General features: G+C 65.9%; 13 protein-coding genes. 3 read left to right on the forward strand and 10 right to left on the reverse strand.

Annotated elements, in window-relative coordinates; all coding sequences use genetic code 11:
• Positions 1–64: 64 nt before the first annotated feature.
• The 3 genes from AC2T4A_RS25775 to AC2T4A_RS25785 form a co-directional block, all read right to left on the reverse strand.
• On the reverse strand, positions 65–1,171 hold the full coding sequence (locus AC2T4A_RS25775) for an NADH:flavin oxidoreductase/NADH oxidase (RefSeq protein ID WP_486742122.1): 1,107 nt from the start codon (positions 1,169–1,171) through the stop codon (positions 65–67).
• Between the two features lie 533 nt (positions 1,172–1,704).
• Positions 1,705–2,013, reverse strand: coding sequence for a ferric uptake regulator family protein (locus tag AC2T4A_RS25780; RefSeq protein ID WP_416751916.1), 309 nt, complete (start codon positions 2,011–2,013; stop codon positions 1,705–1,707).
• Positions 2,014–2,033: 20 nt separating this feature from the next.
• Positions 2,034–2,654: a hypothetical protein gene (locus AC2T4A_RS25785; protein WP_416751914.1), complete on the reverse strand. Its 621-nt coding sequence runs from the start codon at positions 2,652–2,654 to the stop codon at positions 2,034–2,036.
• 296 nt (positions 2,655–2,950) lie between these two features.
• Between AC2T4A_RS25785 and AC2T4A_RS25790 the strand changes: the two genes are divergently transcribed.
• Genes AC2T4A_RS25790 through AC2T4A_RS25800 form a run of 3 tightly spaced genes read left to right on the forward strand, consistent with a single transcriptional unit; the run spans position 2,951 to position 4,976 of the window.
• The gene (locus AC2T4A_RS25790) at positions 2,951–4,135 is read left to right on the forward strand and encodes a PepSY-associated TM helix domain-containing protein (protein WP_486742123.1); all 1,185 of its coding nucleotides are present in this window, start codon (positions 2,951–2,953) and stop codon (positions 4,133–4,135) included.
• The gene (locus tag AC2T4A_RS25795; RefSeq protein WP_416751910.1) at positions 4,132–4,656 is read left to right on the forward strand and encodes a thiamine pyrophosphate-binding protein; all 525 of its coding nucleotides are present in this window, start codon (positions 4,132–4,134) and stop codon (positions 4,654–4,656) included. Before AC2T4A_RS25790 ends, AC2T4A_RS25795 begins: the two co-directional genes overlap by 4 nt.
• Entirely contained in the window at positions 4,653–4,976 is a 324-nt protein-coding gene (locus tag AC2T4A_RS25800) for a hypothetical protein (RefSeq protein WP_486742124.1), read from the forward strand. Before AC2T4A_RS25795 ends, AC2T4A_RS25800 begins: the two co-directional genes overlap by 4 nt.
• Positions 4,977–5,036: 60 nt before the next feature.
• Here AC2T4A_RS25800 and AC2T4A_RS25805 read toward each other — a convergent pair whose 3' ends face one another.
• The 7 genes from AC2T4A_RS25805 to AC2T4A_RS25835 all read right to left on the reverse strand — a co-directional run bounded on the left by AC2T4A_RS25805 (position 5,037) and on the right by AC2T4A_RS25835 (position 14,341).
• The gene (locus AC2T4A_RS25805; protein ID WP_416751906.1) at positions 5,037–6,449 is read right to left on the reverse strand and encodes a purine-cytosine permease family protein; all 1,413 of its coding nucleotides are present in this window, start codon (positions 6,447–6,449) and stop codon (positions 5,037–5,039) included.
• A gap of 106 nt (positions 6,450–6,555) precedes the next feature.
• The gene (locus AC2T4A_RS25810) at positions 6,556–7,701 is read right to left on the reverse strand and encodes an acyl-CoA dehydrogenase family protein (RefSeq protein ID WP_416751904.1); all 1,146 of its coding nucleotides are present in this window, start codon (positions 7,699–7,701) and stop codon (positions 6,556–6,558) included.
• On the reverse strand, positions 7,698–8,870 hold the full coding sequence (locus AC2T4A_RS25815; RefSeq protein WP_486742125.1) for a CaiB/BaiF CoA transferase family protein: 1,173 nt from the start codon (positions 8,868–8,870) through the stop codon (positions 7,698–7,700). Before AC2T4A_RS25815 ends, AC2T4A_RS25810 begins: the two co-directional genes overlap by 4 nt.
• Before the next feature lie 10 nt (positions 8,871–8,880).
• Positions 8,881–10,554 carry a urocanate hydratase gene (gene hutU, locus AC2T4A_RS25820; RefSeq protein WP_486742126.1) on the reverse strand — a complete coding sequence of 558 codons (1,674 nt, stop codon included), beginning with the start codon at positions 10,552–10,554 and terminating at the stop codon, positions 8,881–8,883.
• A 398-nt stretch (positions 10,555–10,952) separates the two neighbouring features.
• Positions 10,953–11,696, reverse strand: a complete 744-nt coding sequence (hutC, locus tag AC2T4A_RS25825; protein WP_478377029.1) for a histidine utilization transcriptional repressor HutC — start codon at positions 11,694–11,696, stop codon at positions 10,953–10,955.
• Between the two features lie 236 nt (positions 11,697–11,932).
• On the reverse strand, positions 11,933–13,648 hold the full coding sequence (gene recJ / locus AC2T4A_RS25830) for a single-stranded-DNA-specific exonuclease RecJ (protein ID WP_416748067.1): 1,716 nt from the start codon (positions 13,646–13,648) through the stop codon (positions 11,933–11,935).
• Between the two features lie 153 nt (positions 13,649–13,801).
• Positions 13,802–14,341: a YaeQ family protein gene (locus AC2T4A_RS25835; RefSeq protein WP_045209899.1), complete on the reverse strand. Its 540-nt coding sequence runs from the start codon at positions 14,339–14,341 to the stop codon at positions 13,802–13,804.
• Between the last annotated feature and the right edge of the window lie 49 nt (positions 14,342–14,390).

The following is a 14,390-nucleotide window of genomic DNA, read 5'->3' on the forward strand; positions in this document are numbered from 1 at the left end:
GCTCCTTGCTTTGATCGATGGGATGGTGCGGCCATGCAGGCTCGATCCGCGAGCCCCTTCAGCGTCAGGCCTGGCCGAAGGCCTTGCGCTTGGGCGTGCCGCGCTGTGCGGCACGCAGGTACTGCGCCGGCCAGGGCACTGGCTGGCCACCCAGCTCATCGGCGGCGTGCAGCGGCCAATACGGGTCGCGTAGCAGTTCACGGGCCAGCAGGATCAGGTCGGCCTGCCCCGTACGCAGGATGTGCTCGGCCTGCACCGGCTCGGTGATCATCCCCACCGTGCCGCTGGCGACGCCCGCCTCCTTGCGCACCCGTTCGGCGAACTGCGTCTGGTAACCCGGCCCCACGGGAATCTCGGCGTTCACGGCGGTGCCGCCGGAAGACACGTCGATCAGGTCCACGCCCAGGTTCTTCAGGCGCCGCGCCAGCTCCACGGTCTCGTCGGGGTTCCAGCCATCCTCAACCCAGTCGGTGGCGGACAGCCGGACGAACAGCGGCAGTTCCTGCGGCCAGACCGCGCGCACCGCTTCGGTAACTTCCAGGAGGAAGCGGATGCGGTTCTCGAAGCAGGTGCCGTACTGGTCGCGGCGCTGGTTGGAAAGCGGCGAGAGGAACTGGTGCAGCAGGTAACCGTGCGCCGCGTGCACCTCGGCGATCTTGAAGCCAGCGGCCAGGGCGCGCTCGGCACCGCGCACAAACTGGTGCTTGATGGTCGCCATCTGCTCTTCGCTCAGGGCGATGGGTGCGGTGTGCTGCGGATCGAAGGCGATGGCCGAGGGCGCCACTGGCGTCCAGCCGCCTTCGCTGATCGGCACCGAGCCGTGCTTGCCCAGCCAGGGCGCCCAGGTGCTGGCCTTGCGGCCGGCGTGGGCCAGCTGCACGCCGGCGACCGCGCCCTGGGACTCGATGAAGCGGGTGATGCGCCGCAAAGGCTCGACCTGCTCGTCATTCCAGATGCCCAGGTCCTCGGCGCTGATCCGCCCGTCCGGAGCGACCGCCGTGGCCTCGACAATCACCAGACCGGCGCCGCCGACTGCGCGGCTGCCCAGGTGCACCAGGTGCCAGTCGTTGGCCAGGCCATCCTGGGCGGAGTACTGGCACATGGGGGAAACGGCGATGCGGTTGGTCAGGGTCAGCTGGCGCAGGGTCAGGGGCTCGAACAACTGGCTCATGGTGGCACTCCCTTTCTGGTCTTCAGATCTTGTCCTACAACTGTAGACCCGGATCGCCTAAGGATAGGCCCAGATGATCGGTGGCAACTCGATGCGGCTTTCGCAGGAGCAAAGCTTCCCCTCCCGAAATCCCGGCGCAGCCAAGACACGTAGCCATATGAAGCGCGGGCCTGCCGGCCGGTTCGCGGATAAGATCCGCTCCTCCATGAGATATCGTGCTGGCCCGCCCTCTCCCCGGCCCTCTCCCTGAAGGGAGAGGGAGTTATCGGTGCCGGCTGAAGCAAAGGTGTCAGCCGGCACCGAACCAGTCCCCTCTCTCTTCAGGGGGAGGGTTAGGGAGAGGGAAGAATCCAGGCGCGGATTCTCAGATGAAGACAGTTGCTCCTACAGGTTCAGCGCAGAAAGTTCCGGTCTGCGTAGACCGTAGGGCGCATACGCGCCCTACGGTATTCGACCCGGGGTGCGCAGCCAGACACGCGAGTCTGCGCGGGAGCAATTGCTCCTGCAGGAATTTTTGCGGCCGACCGGTGCCGTCAGTGCAACTCGCTCGACCTGCCGATGGCCGCCACAGCGCCGGGTGCCAGGCTGTAGCGCTTGTTCGCGTCGCGCTCCAGCAGGCCGGAGAGGTGCAGCCGACGCAGGGTCTGGCTGACGCAACTGAGGGAGATGGGCAGGCCGGGCTCCTCCAGGTAGGCATGCAACTCGACTGCCGTGGCCTTGCCGCAGATCACCAGCGCATCGAGGATGTTCAGCCGTGGCAGGCTGCTGCGCAGCCCGGCGTGTTCCAGCAGTTGACGGGCCGGGCGGGGCAGACGCGGCTGCACCGGGGTACTGACTTTCATCGCTGATCTCAGAGGAGAAGTCATTGGCGCACCTCGAAAGACAGTGTGGAAACGTGGATCACGCTGTCGTAGCGCTTGCCCTCGATGCTGGCGCCGCCATTGACCTGGGCGGAGACCTCCAGCACATAGCGCGCCGGGAACAGCGTGGTCAGGGTCACCGTGCCATCGGCCGCTGGTTTCAGGCTGCGGCTCCACTGCTCTGAGGTGTACACGTTGACCTGCGATGCCGGCACCACGGTGCCTTTCCAGTGCAGGGCAAAGGTGCTGCCGCCGGGCGTGGTGGGCACCAGTTCAAGATCATTCTGCGCCCGAGTCTCGGTCCGTCCCTCGCGCGCCTGATAGATGGTCAGCGTGCTGCCTTCCGCGCGCTCGGCGGCGACGCGCAGGTCGCCCGGCGCAGCGTTGCCGATCTCGAAGGACTCGACGCCAGCCTTCATCGGCGCGGTCTTGCCCTCGCCCAGTACGACGCGGGGGTTCTGCAACTGCGCCACCGGCAGATGCTCGCCCGGCTGCAGTTCACTGAAATAGCTTTTCGCGCTCTGGCCTGCACTGCGTTCCAGCCACAGATAGTCCGCGCTGGCCAACGGCGCGCAGCTCAGCGCCAAGGCCAGCAGCACGGGCTGGCGAAGGGAAACGTTCATGCGGGGGTTCTCCTGTGCTGTCTGGAAAGACGCCGCTCGCATCCGTTGCGAATCGATCGCTTTCACATAACAAGACGGATGAGCTGCAGAAAACACGCAGCGAAATTGTGTAAATAAATCGAAAAGGTCAGGGAACGCGCTCCGAAACATTTATTTGCAACTGCAGATGGCCGGTTTTTCGATCTCATCCGTCCTTATTCCTAGAACACCGCTGCTCCTGGGTGTCTTCGCGCCTCGCCGGCCTGGGCCGGCGGGGGCCTTTTCCATTGTCTTCCCTTGCGTGGCCGTGACTCCCCATGTCCAAGAAATCCCGTTCCAGGCTCTGGTTCCTGGTCCACAGTTGGCTTGCCCTGCCCATCTGGTTCTTCGTGTTCCTGGTGTGCATCACCGGCACCCTGGCGACCGTGAGCCAGGAGATCGTCTGGCTGACCGACCCGGCCGTGCGCGCCAATGCTCCGGATGGCGACGCCCAGCGCCTGGGCTACGACCAGGTGCTCGCGGCCATGGCCCAACAGCAACCGCAGGCCGCCGTGCGCATGATCAGCGCGCCCAGCGAAACGCATTTCGCGCTGCGGGTCAGCGTCACCTATCCGGACAGCGCCACCGCCATGCTCTACGTGAACCCGTACACCGGGCTCATCCAGGGCAAGATGCCGCTGTTCGACTTCCGCCAGTTCACCCGCGCGCTGCACGGTTGGTGGCTGGTGCCCTTCACCCATGGCTTCAGTTGGGGCTGGTACCTGGTGTCGCTGCTCGGCCTGCCGATGCTGGCCTCCCTGGTCACCGGGCTGGTGGTGTACAAGCGCTTCTGGCGCAGCTTCCTCAAGCCGACCCTGCGCCTGCGCCAGGGCGCGCGCATCTTCTGGGGCGACATGCACCGGCTGATGGGCATCTGGTCGATCTGGTTCATCGCGGTGATCTCCATCACCGGCACCTGGTTCCTGATCCAGGCGGTGCTCTACGACAACGCCATTTCCATCTCCAGCGAGGGTGTACCGACCATCATCCAGCGCGACAGCATTCCGCTGAGCGCCGACGGCAACGCCCCGCCGCGCATCGGCCTGGACGCCGCCGTGCTCGCCGCCCAGCAGCGCATTCCCGGCTTCGAGCCGACCTTCTTCCGCCTGCCCTCCAGCGCCTACGACCCAGTGACCATCTTCGGCAAGGCCTGGTACCCGTTGATGTTCGAAAGCGTCCAGGTGAATCCCTATGACGGCAACGTAGCCTCGACCCGCCTGCTGGGCGACCGCTCGGGCCTGGAGTTCGTCACCGAATCCATGCGCCCGCTGCACACCGGCGATTTCGGCGGCGTGTGGGTCAAGCTGATCTGGTTCGTGTTCGGCCTGATCCTCAGCATGATGGTGCTCAGCGGCCTGATGATCTGGAGCAAACGCACCCTGATCGCCACCGCGAAGGAACTGAAGAAGCAGAAAGCCCGCGACCGGATCACCGTCTCGACCACCCCGGAGACCAGCCAATGAGCGGCAACAGCAAGCTGCGCCGCCAGTGGCTGCGCTGGCGATTCCACCTCAGCGCCCTGCTGGTGCTGATCCCGCTGGGCTTCATGCCCCACTACTTCCACGAGGCGAAACTCGACCGCGGCCTGCGTGGCCTGGGCGAACGCGAGATCGGCAACCTGCAGGTCGGCCCCTGGACCGCGCGCATGGCCGAATGGGAAGTGGGCGAGCCGGAAGACGAAGGCCGCGCCGGCTTCGTCAAGGCATTCACCCTGGCCTTCTGCGACAGCTGTTATCCCCAGGTAAAGGCCGCCTACCTGCGCATCGGCCAGCCGCGCAGCCTGCGTGCGGCCGGCGGTCTGTTTTCCGGCGCGCCGTACCAGTTGTTCGCCGAGGTCACCATCCCGGCCCGCGTCACCCCGGCCGACCAGCTGTGGCTGACCGTGGAAGGCTGGGACGGAGCCGTGCACCAGGCACAGGTTCCTCTCGACAAGGCCTCGCCCTCGCTGGTGGCCTGGCTGGAAAAAACCCGGAGCAATCGATGAAAGCGATCCTCAGCTGCAGCGCACTGCTGCTCGGCCTGGCGGCCAGCGCCAGCGCCCTGGCCCACGCGCCCTTCTGCGAATGCACGGCGCTGGATGCCGAGACCATCCGCTGCGTCGGCGGCTTCACCGACGGCAGCGCCGCACCGGGCGTAACCCTGGACGTGATGCGCGCCGCCGACAACCAGGTGCTGCTGCCCGGCAAGCTCGGCGCCGACTCCAGCCTGACCTTCAAGCGCCCGGGCGAGGACTTCTACATCCTCTTCGACGTCGGGCCGGGGTATCAGGTTGAAGTCGAGCCCAGTGAAATTCGAGCGCTCTGATCGTCGCCGGCAGAAAGCGGCCCAGGATGGGATGGCGCGCCATGGCTGGCGCGCCCGCCCTCAGACCGCCGTCGACTCACCTGCCTGCGGCAGGATCAGTCGGTCGGGCACATGCCCCTGGCTCTTGCGCGCGAGCAGGTAGTACGCCAGCGCCGGCAAAAGCAGCCCGATCAGCCAGGAGATATCCACGCCACCGAGCTTCTCCACCAACGGGCCGCTGTAGAAACCGCTATCGATGAAGGGCATCTGCACCAGCACGCCGAAGCAGTAGACGCCGATACCGGTCCAGTTCCAGCGGCCGTAGCGGCCGTCGGGATCGGACAGCGCCGGGATGTCGTAGCGCTCGCGGGTAATGCAGTAGTAATCCACTAGGTTGATCGCGCTCCACGGCGTGAAGAACGCCAGCAGGAACAGCAGGAACGACTTGAACGCAGCGAGGAAGGAATGCTGCCCGGCCAGCGCCAGCACAGTGGACAGGCCGACGATGACCAGGACGAACAGCAGACGTTGCAGGTGCGTGACCTTCAACTGGCCACGGAAGCCGCTGATGATGGTGGCGATGCACATGAAGCTGCCGTAGGCATTCAATGTCGCGATGGTCACCTTGCCGAACGCCACGCTGAAGAACAGCGCCGCCGCCATCACACCGCTGGCGCCCAGACCCACTACATAGGCCACCGGCTGACCGGAGAACTCCTTGCCGGCCAATGCCGCAGCGAATACGCCGAGTACCATTGAGGTCTGGGAGCCGATCACCGAGCCCAGGCCCACCGCGAAGAAGGTCTTCGGCGACGAGGTTTCGCTGGGCAGGTAGCGCGAGTAGTCCGCCACGTAGGGCCCGAAGGCGATCTGCCAGGACGCCGCCAGGGAAACCGCGAGCAGGAAGGTATTCCAGGCGAAGTGGCGATTCTCCAGCAGCACGCCGATGTCGTTGACCGACAGCAGGCGCACGAACAGATAGGCGAAGGCGACGATGCCCAGCACGCTGGCGGCCTTGCCCAGCCAGTGGATCACCCGGTAGCCGCAGACCGTCACCGCGACGATCACCGCCGCGAACACCAGGATGCCGACGGTATCGCTGACATGCGCCAACTGGCCGATGGCCTGGCCCGCCAGCACTGTGCCGGTGGCGTTGAAGCCGACGTACATCACGCAAACCAGCACCAGCGGGATCACCGCGCCGAACACGCCGAACTGCACGCGGCTGGAAATCATCTGCGGCAGGCCGAGCTTCGGCCCCTGTGCGCCGTGCAAGGCCATCACCACGCCGCCGAATATCTGCCCGATGAGCAGGCCGATCAGCGACCAGAACACATCGCCGCCGAGCACCACTGCCAGCGCGCCGGTGACGATGGCGGTGATCTGCAGGTTGCAGCCAAACCACAGGGTGAACTGGCTGAACAGGCGACCGTGCCGTTCAGCCTTGGGGATGTAATCGATGGAGCGGGTTTCGATCAGGGACTTACCAGCCATGAAGCTTTCTCCTCGCGGCCGGGCGTGCACCCGGCCGCGCTGTTGTTGTTATGCACAGCGTTTCCTGATTCGCCGGGGCGGCAAGAGCGCCGCCCCGTACCTGCCGTCAATGGCGGGCGGCATCCAGCACGGCGCGGGAGATGATGATCTTCTGCACCTCGGAGGTTCCCTCGAAGATCCGCAGGATTCGCGCGTCACGCACGAAGCGCTCCAGCGGCAGATCGCGGATGTAGCCGTAGCCACCGTGCAGTTGCAGCGCGGCGTCAGTGATGAAGCCGCAGGCCTCGGCGGCGAACAGCTTGGCGGTGGCCGATTCGAGGCTGAAGCGCTCGCCGCTGTCACGCCGCGCGGCGGCCTGCTGGGTCAGCAGGCGTGCCGCCTGGAACTGCGCGTGCATATCGGCAATGCGCCACTGGGTGCCCTGGTAGGCCGACAGCGGCTTGGGCCCGATCTGCCGCTCGTCCACCCACTTCAGCGCGTACTCCATCGCGGCGCGGGCAATGCCCAGCGACATGGCAGCCACTTCCACGCGGCCGCGGTCCAGTACTTCCATGGCAGTACGGAAGCCCTGGTTTTCTTCGCCCAGCAATGCATCCGCCGGCAACCAGCAGTCCAGCGCCAGCTCGTAGATGGTGCTACCGCGCAGGCCCATGGTCTTTTCCGGGTTGGCGAAGGTCACGCCGGCGGTGCCCTTGGGAATCAGGAAGGCGCTGATGCCGCGGGCACCGGCTTCCGGATCGGTCTTGGCGTAGAGCACGATGAAATCGGCTTCGCGGGCGTTGGTGATGTAGTGCTTGCTACCGCGAATCCGCCAACCGCCGGTTTCGCGCACAGCGCGGGTGCGCATGTCCGCCGGGTTTGAACCGGCCGCCGGCTCAGTCAGGCCGAAGGCGCCGAGCAACTCACCGGAAGCGCAGCGTGGCAACCATTCCTGGCGCTGCTCTTCGGTAGCGCCGATGAGGATCGAGTCGGTGGCCAGGAAGTGCGCAGTCAGCGCCGACGCGGTGGAGGCGCAGGCCGCGGACACCGCTTCGACGACCCGGCTCATGGCCAGGCTGCCAATGCCGAAGCCGCCGTAGGTTTCCGGCAAGTTGATGCCCATGAAGCCCAGCTCGCCCAGCGCCTGCAGGCTTTCGGCGCAGAAGACCTCTTCTTCGTCATAGCGCTGGGCGTTGGCGGCCAGCACGTCGCGGCAGACCCGCTCGGCGGAGTCGACAATGGCCAGTTCGGTGGCGTCGATTTCAAAGTTCATTGCACAGCTCCCGTTTTTTGCGTGAGGCCGAACGCGGCGTTGGCTTCGCCCAATTGGGGAGCGCGCGTCGTGGCGTGGGGCTTGCGCCCGTTGAAGTAGACCGGTTGCGGCACCAGCGGCGGCTGGTCATCGGCCGGCTGCACCAGCAGTTGGCGCACCTGCGCCTGCTCGCTGCCGGTGGCCTCGGCGAGGTTCCACACCGGCGAGGCTGGTACGCCGGCATCGAGCAGCAGATCGCAGGCCTGCTCGACACTGCGTTGGCGGGTCCAGGCCTCGATCTCGGCGCGCAGCGCCTGCTCGTTGCGGGTTCGCGAGGGGTCGTCGGCGAAGCGCGAATCCTCGGCCAGCTCGGCGCGGCCGATGCTTTCGCAGAAGCGCCGGAACAGCTTGTCGCTGGCCACCGCGATCACCACCAGACCATCGGCGGCGCGGTAGGTGTCGAACGGCGTCGACACCGGGTGACGGTTACCCACCAGACCCGGCGCCTTGCCGTGGGCGAACAGGTTGGACAGGCCGGTCATCTGCAGACTGACCAGCACGTCGAACATCGCCACGTCGATGTATTGCGCGCTGCTGCCCTGGTGCTCGCGGGCGAACAGTGCGCTGCTGATCGCCCACGCCGCGTAGACGCCGGCGCACAGGTCGCCGAGCGCTTCACCGCTGCGGGTCGGGCCGGTCTCGGGGAAGCCGCTGACGCTCATCAGCCCGGACATCGCCTGGGCAACGATGTCGTAAGCCGGGCGTCGCGACAGCGGGCCATTCTGGCCAAAGCCGGAAATGCTCGCGTAGATCAGCTTCGGGTTGTGCCGCTTGAGGCTGTCGAAATCGATACCCAGGCGCTGGGTGACGCCGGGGCGGAAGTTCTCCACCACCACGTCGGCGTCGGCCACCAATTGATAGAAGCGCGCCAGGTCCTCCGGTGTCTTGAAGTCCAGTTCGACGCTGCGCTTGCCGCGGTTGATCAGGCCGAAATAGACACTTTCGCCATCCTTGAACGGGCCGAGGTGACGGCTATCGTCACCGTGCCCGGGCACTTCGAACTTGATCACTTCGGCGCCGAGGTCGGCGAGCATCGCCGTGCAGTGCGGGCCGGCCAGCACGCGGCTCAGGTCCAGTACGCGCACGCCGTTGAGCGGCTGCGGCGTGGGCAGTTCAGTCACATTGCTCATGCTCGATTCCTCAGCCGGTGATCATCGGCAGGTTCAGGCCCTGCTCCTTGGCACAATCAATCGCGATCTGGTAGCCGGCGTCGGCATGGCGCATTACGCCGGTGCCTGGGTCGTTGGTCAGGACGCGGGCGATTCGCGCGGCAGCCTCGTCGGTGCCGTCGCAGACAATCACCATGCCCGAGTGCTGGGAGAAGCCCATGCCCACGCCGCCGCCATGGTGCAGCGAGACCCAGGTGGCGCCGCTGGCGGTGTTCAGCAGGGCGTTGAGCAGCGGCCAGTCGGACACGGCGTCGGAGCCGTCGCGCATGGCTTCGGTTTCGCGGTTCGGGCTGGACACCGAGCCGGAGTCGAGGTGGTCGCGGCCGATCACGATCGGCGCCTTCAGCTCGCCGCGACGGACCATCTCGTTGAACGCCAGGCCGAGCTTGGCGCGCTGGCCCAGGCCGACCCAGCAGATGCGTGCCGGCAGACCCTGGAAGCTGATGCGCTCCTTGGCCATGTCCAGCCAGTTGTGCAGGTGGGCGTCGTCCGGGATCAGTTCCTTGACCTTGGCGTCGGTCTTGTAGATGTCCTCGGCATCACCGGACAGCGCCGCCCAGCGGAACGGACCGACGCCACGGCAGAACAGCGGGCGGATGTAGGCCGGGACGAAGCCGGGGAAGTCGAAGGCGTTGGCGACGCCCTCTTCCTTGGCCATCTGGCGAATGTTGTTGCCGTAGTCGAAGGTCGGCACGCCCTGCTTCTGGAACTCCAGCATGGCCTGGACGTGCACGGCCATGGATTGCTTGGCGGCCTTCACCACGGCGGCCGGGTCGGTCTGCGCGCGGTCGCGGTACTGTTCCCAGGTCCAGCCGGCCGGCAGGTAGCCGTTGAGTGGGTCATGGGCGGAGGTCTGGTCGGTGACCATGTCCGGGCGCACACCGCGCTTGAGCAGTTCCGGGAGGATTTCTGCGGCGTTGCCCAGCAGGGCGATGGAGATGGCCTTGCCTTCGGCGGTGTATTTCGCGAGGCGCGCCAGGGCGTCGTCGAGGTCCTTGGCCTGCTCGTCGACGTAGCGGCTGGCGAGGCGGAAGTCGATGCGGCTCTGCTGGCATTCGATGTTCAGCGAGCAGGCGCCGGCCAGGGTCGCGGCCAGCGGCTGGGCGCCGCCCATGCCGCCGAGGCCGGCGGTGAGCACCCACTTGCCTTTCAGGTTGCCGTCGTAGTGCTGGCGGCCGGCTTCGACGAAGGTTTCGTAGGTGCCCTGGACGATGCCCTGGCTGCCGATGTAGATCCACGAGCCTGCGGTCATCTGGCCGTACATGGCCAGGCCCTTGGCGTCGAGTTCGTTGAAGTGTTCCCAGTTGGCCCAGTGCGGCACCAGATTGGAGTTGGCGATCAGCACGCGCGGGGCGTTGGAATGAGTCTTGAACACGCCGACCGGCTTGCCGGACTGCACCAGCAGGGTCTCGTCATCATTCAGTTGCTTCAGGGTCTCGACGATCTTGTCGTAGCACTCCCAGTTGCGCGCGGCACGGCCGATGCCGCCGTACACCACCAACTCCTTCGGGTTCTCGGCGACTTCCGGGTCGAGGTTGTTCATCAGCATGCGCAGCGGCGCTTCGGTCAGCCAGCTCTTGGCGTTCAGTTGGGTGCCGCGCGGGGCACGGATTTCGGTATCACGGTAACGGCCGGTGGAGCTCATCTGGACATCCTCGATGCAGGGGTGGCGCCACGCTGGAAGGCAGTCCGGCGCGGCGAAAACGGGTGAATAGAAGGCAACGGGCATTACCGTACTCATCTACTGTCACCTGATATGTGTAAAACCTTATATCAACCTGTATATACAAGCTAATGCAAAGCGAGGGCCAAATAAGCTGACGGCGTGCCGGGAGCTCAGCCACTTTCCGACAATGTTGTTTTATTTCAAATAGATAGAAATCTTATGCGCAGGCAGGCGACGCCCCTCGCCACGGGCAGCAGCGAGCGAAGACGGCGAGAACGGAAGGAGAAAAAGTAACAGCGCGGTGCACAGAGGTAACAAAACGGTGCACCAATAGAGACAGCGGGGCGGACTTTCCGCCCCGCGGGGATAACGGCTGATTACTGCCCGAAACGACCTTCGAGACGATAGCGCGACCCCGGATAGACCAGTCGCGCCGCCCCCACCTGCCCCTTCGCCGACCAGGTGCGGCGACGGATCAGCAGGCAGGCGTCGCCACGCTTGATGCGCAGCAGTTTGCAATCGGCCGCTTCGGCGTTGATCGCCTCGACCACGTGCTCACCCTCGGTCAGCGGCGCCAGCTGGATCAGATAGGCGTAGGGAGTGATACGGGTGAAGTCCTGCTGCAGGTACTCCGGCGCCACCTCGGCATTGACGAAACGCTCCTCCAGTTGCACCGGTACTTCGTTCTCGTAGTGCACGACAACGGAATGGAAGATGCGCTGGACGTTTTCCAGGTCGAACGGCATCGCCAGGGTCGCGCCCTCCGCCAGTGGTTCCAGCAGCACGACTTCGCAACGGTGCTCATGCCCGCGCGCAGCGATCTCCTCGGCGATGTTGTGGATCTCGAAGAGCGCCGCATGCCCCTTCTGCTCGGCGACGAAGGTGCCCACGCCTTGCAGGCGCACCAGCACACCTTCGATGGTCAGCTCGCGCAGGGCGCGGTTGATGGTCATCCGGCTCACGCCAAGCAGGGCGAACAGCTCGCTTTCCGAAGGCAGCTTGGAGTTGGGCTTCCAGACGCCGTTGCGGATCTGCTGCAGGATGATCTCCTTGACCCGCGCATACAGGGGCGCCGGGGTTTCCAGCGCGAACGCGGCCAGGGATGAATGATCTTGGGACACGGCAGCTCCTGAATCGGCGGGTAGCGGGCTAGCCGCCAGTTTACCCGGCGCTGCGCCTGCCGCCTACGCGCCGTCGCCGCGACGCCGAACCACGGGCAATAGCCCTACAGCCTGAAGACCGACCCGAGCACAGAATCATCCTGTAGGAGCGAGCTTGCTCGCGAACAGCCTCCGCTGCGGGGACCGGGTTCGCGAGCAAGCTCGCTCCTACAAAAAGCAGGTCAGCGCCAGTCGGCTCAGCGTGGCGCGATATGCGCCACCATCAACTGCACGGTCTCGTTGCCACGGAATTCGTTGACGTCCAGCTTGTAGGCCACTTCTGCCCAGCGCACGGTGGGATTCGGCCAGATTTCGCGGTCGATATTGAAGGCGATGGCATCCAGTTGCAGCGAGCCGCACTCGGTCTTGAGCACCAGCTTCAGGTGGCGCTCGCCGACCACGCGCTGCTGAACGATCTGGAAGATGCCGTGGAACAGCGGCTCGGGAAAATGCTGGCCCCAGGGGCCGGCCTGGCGCAGGGCGCGGGCCAGTTCCAGGTGGAACTCCTCGGCGCCCAGCTGGCCGTCGGAGAGCAGGCGTCCGGTAAGGTCTTCTTCATCGAGCTGGCGGCGCACTTCGGCATCGAAAGCAGCGGCGAAGGCACCGAAGTTTTCCTGCGGTAGCGACAGCCCGGCAGCCATGGCGTGGCCACCGAACTTGCTGATCAGCCCCGAGTGGCGAGCGGCCACGGCATCCAGCGCGTCGCGGATGTGGAAGCCCGGAACCGAACGCGCCGAGCCCTTGAGCGTGCCGTCGCCGGCATCGGCGAAGGCAATGGTCGGGCGGTGGTAACGCTCCTTCAGGCGTGAGGCGAGAATGCCGATCACGCCCTGGTGCCATTCCGGGTCGAACAGGCACAGGCCGAAAGGCATCTCCTCCACGGGCAGTTCCTTGAGCTGGGCCAGCGCCTCACGCTGCATGCCCTGCTCGATGGCCTTGCGGTCCTGGTTGAGCTGGTCGAGCTGCACCGCCATGTCGCGGGCGACGCTTTCGTCTTCGCAGAGCAGCAGCTCTATCCCCAAGGACATGTCGTCCAGGCGGCCGGCGGCGTTCAGGCGCGGCCCGAGGATGAAGCCCAGGTCCGTGGAGGTGATCCGCCGGCAATCGCGCCCAGCGACTTCCAGCAGCGCACGCAGTCCCGGACGGGCACGGCCGGCACGGATGCGCGCCAGCCCCTGGTGCACCAGGATGCGGTTGTTGGCGTCCAGCGGCACCACGTCGGCGACGCTGCCCAGGGACACCAGGTCGAGCAGTTCGGCGAGGTTCGGCTCAGCGATACCGCGCGCGGCGAACCAGCCACGCTCACGCAGGCGGGCGCGCAGGGCGAGCATCACGTAGAAGATCACCCCCACGCCGGCCATAGCCTTGCTGGGGAACTCGCAGCCGGGCTGGTTCGGGTTGACGATAGCGTCGGCGGCGGGCAGCTCCGGCCCCGGCAGGTGGTGGTCGGTGACCAGCACGCGCAGGCCGGCGGCCTTTGCAGCGGCTACGCCGTCGATGCTGGAGATGCCGTTGTCCACGGTCACCAGCAGTTCCGGGTGCTTTTCCAGCGCCACGGCGACGATTTCCGGGGTCAGGCCGTAGCCATATTCGAAGCGGTTGGGCACCAGGTAATCGACCCAGGCCGCGCCGAGCATGCGCAGCGCCAGCACGCCGACGCTGCTGGCGGTGGCGCCGTCGGCGTCGAAGTCGCCGACATAGAGAATCCGCTGGCCCTTTTCCAGCGCATCGACCAGCAGTTCCACCGCCGCGTCCACACCCTTGAGCTGCTGGTACGGGATCAGCCGCGCCAGGCCCTTGTCCAGCTCTTCGGCGCTCTGCACGCCACGGGCGGCGTAGAGGCGGGTCAGCAGCGGCGGCAGGTCACCCAGGTTGGGCAGGGTTTGCGGGAGGGGGCGGGATTCGATGCGCATGAAGTCCAACTATTCCTTTGTACTGGGTCTTGCGCCTTGCGAGCTAGAGCACGGCAAGGCGCGAACAGGCGCGGGACGCGGAGTTTGCTGCAGCAAATGAGCAGGCCCGCGCCTGTTCACAACGCAGCCGGGCCGACGCGCAGCTAGCGCAAATCAGCGCTCGCCCATCAGCCATTCGACTTGCAGCTCGTGCTGGCCACGCTCGTCGGTGACGAAGATGGTTCCTTCGCTGATCATCACGGTCCAGTTGATCGAACGCGGCAGGTCGCGGGAGATTTCCTCCAGCGCTTCCTGGGGCATGGCGACGACGTTGAGGTTCTTCAGGTGGCGCACGCTGTCGAGCACCTTGGTGGTCCACACGCGCAGGTTGCCGTAGGCGACCAGGGTCAGTTTTTCGCAGCGGCGCGAGCACCAGGTCAAGCGGTCGGCGTCCGGCTGGCCGACTTCGATCCAGTGCAGCACGCGGTCGTCCAGGCTCTTTTCCCAGAGCGAGGGTTCTTCCACGTCCGACAGGCCGCGTCCGAAAGCCAGCTGCTCGTTGTACCAGATGACATAGGCGAGCAGGCGCACCGCCAGGCGCTCCTCGGTTTCCGAGGGGTGGCGGGCGACGGTGAAGCGCAGGGTCTCGTAGACCCCACGGTCGAGGTCGGTCAGGCTGATATCGGCTTTGTAGGGCGTGGCGGACAGGGCCATGGGGGTTCCCGGCGAATTTTCGAAGGCGGCAAGTCTACCGCGAAAGCGC

Source organism: Pseudomonas sp. PVC-3-1 (genome assembly GCF_057444315.1).

Excerpts from the sequence above, each read along its gene's own strand:
- AC2T4A_RS25815 (WP_486742125.1), bottom strand. The coding sequence starts at position 8,870 with ATGAGCAATGTGACTGAACTGCCCACGCCGCAGCCGCTCAACGGCGTG.
- AC2T4A_RS25790 (WP_486742123.1), top strand. The coding sequence starts at position 2,951 with ATGTCCAAGAAATCCCGTTCCAGGCTCTGGTTCCTGGTCCACAGTTGG.
- AC2T4A_RS25785 (WP_416751914.1), bottom strand. The coding sequence starts at position 2,654 with ATGAACGTTTCCCTTCGCCAGCCCGTGCTGCTGGCCTTGGCGCTGAGC.
- AC2T4A_RS25810 (WP_416751904.1), bottom strand. The coding sequence starts at position 7,701 with ATGAACTTTGAAATCGACGCCACCGAACTGGCCATTGTCGACTCCGCC.
- AC2T4A_RS25800 (WP_486742124.1), top strand. The coding sequence starts at position 4,653 with ATGAAAGCGATCCTCAGCTGCAGCGCACTGCTGCTCGGCCTGGCGGCC.
- AC2T4A_RS25795 (WP_416751910.1), top strand. The coding sequence starts at position 4,132 with ATGAGCGGCAACAGCAAGCTGCGCCGCCAGTGGCTGCGCTGGCGATTC.
- recJ (WP_416748067.1), bottom strand. The coding sequence starts at position 13,648 with ATGCGCATCGAATCCCGCCCCCTCCCGCAAACCCTGCCCAACCTGGGT.
- AC2T4A_RS25780 (WP_416751916.1), bottom strand. The coding sequence starts at position 2,013 with ATGAAAGTCAGTACCCCGGTGCAGCCGCGTCTGCCCCGCCCGGCCCGT.
- AC2T4A_RS25775 (WP_486742122.1), bottom strand. The coding sequence starts at position 1,171 with ATGAGCCAGTTGTTCGAGCCCCTGACCCTGCGCCAGCTGACCCTGACC.
- AC2T4A_RS25805 (WP_416751906.1), bottom strand. The coding sequence starts at position 6,449 with ATGGCTGGTAAGTCCCTGATCGAAACCCGCTCCATCGATTACATCCCC.
- hutU (WP_486742126.1), bottom strand. The coding sequence starts at position 10,554 with ATGAGCTCCACCGGCCGTTACCGTGATACCGAAATCCGTGCCCCGCGC.
- AC2T4A_RS25835 (WP_045209899.1), bottom strand. The coding sequence starts at position 14,341 with ATGGCCCTGTCCGCCACGCCCTACAAAGCCGATATCAGCCTGACCGAC.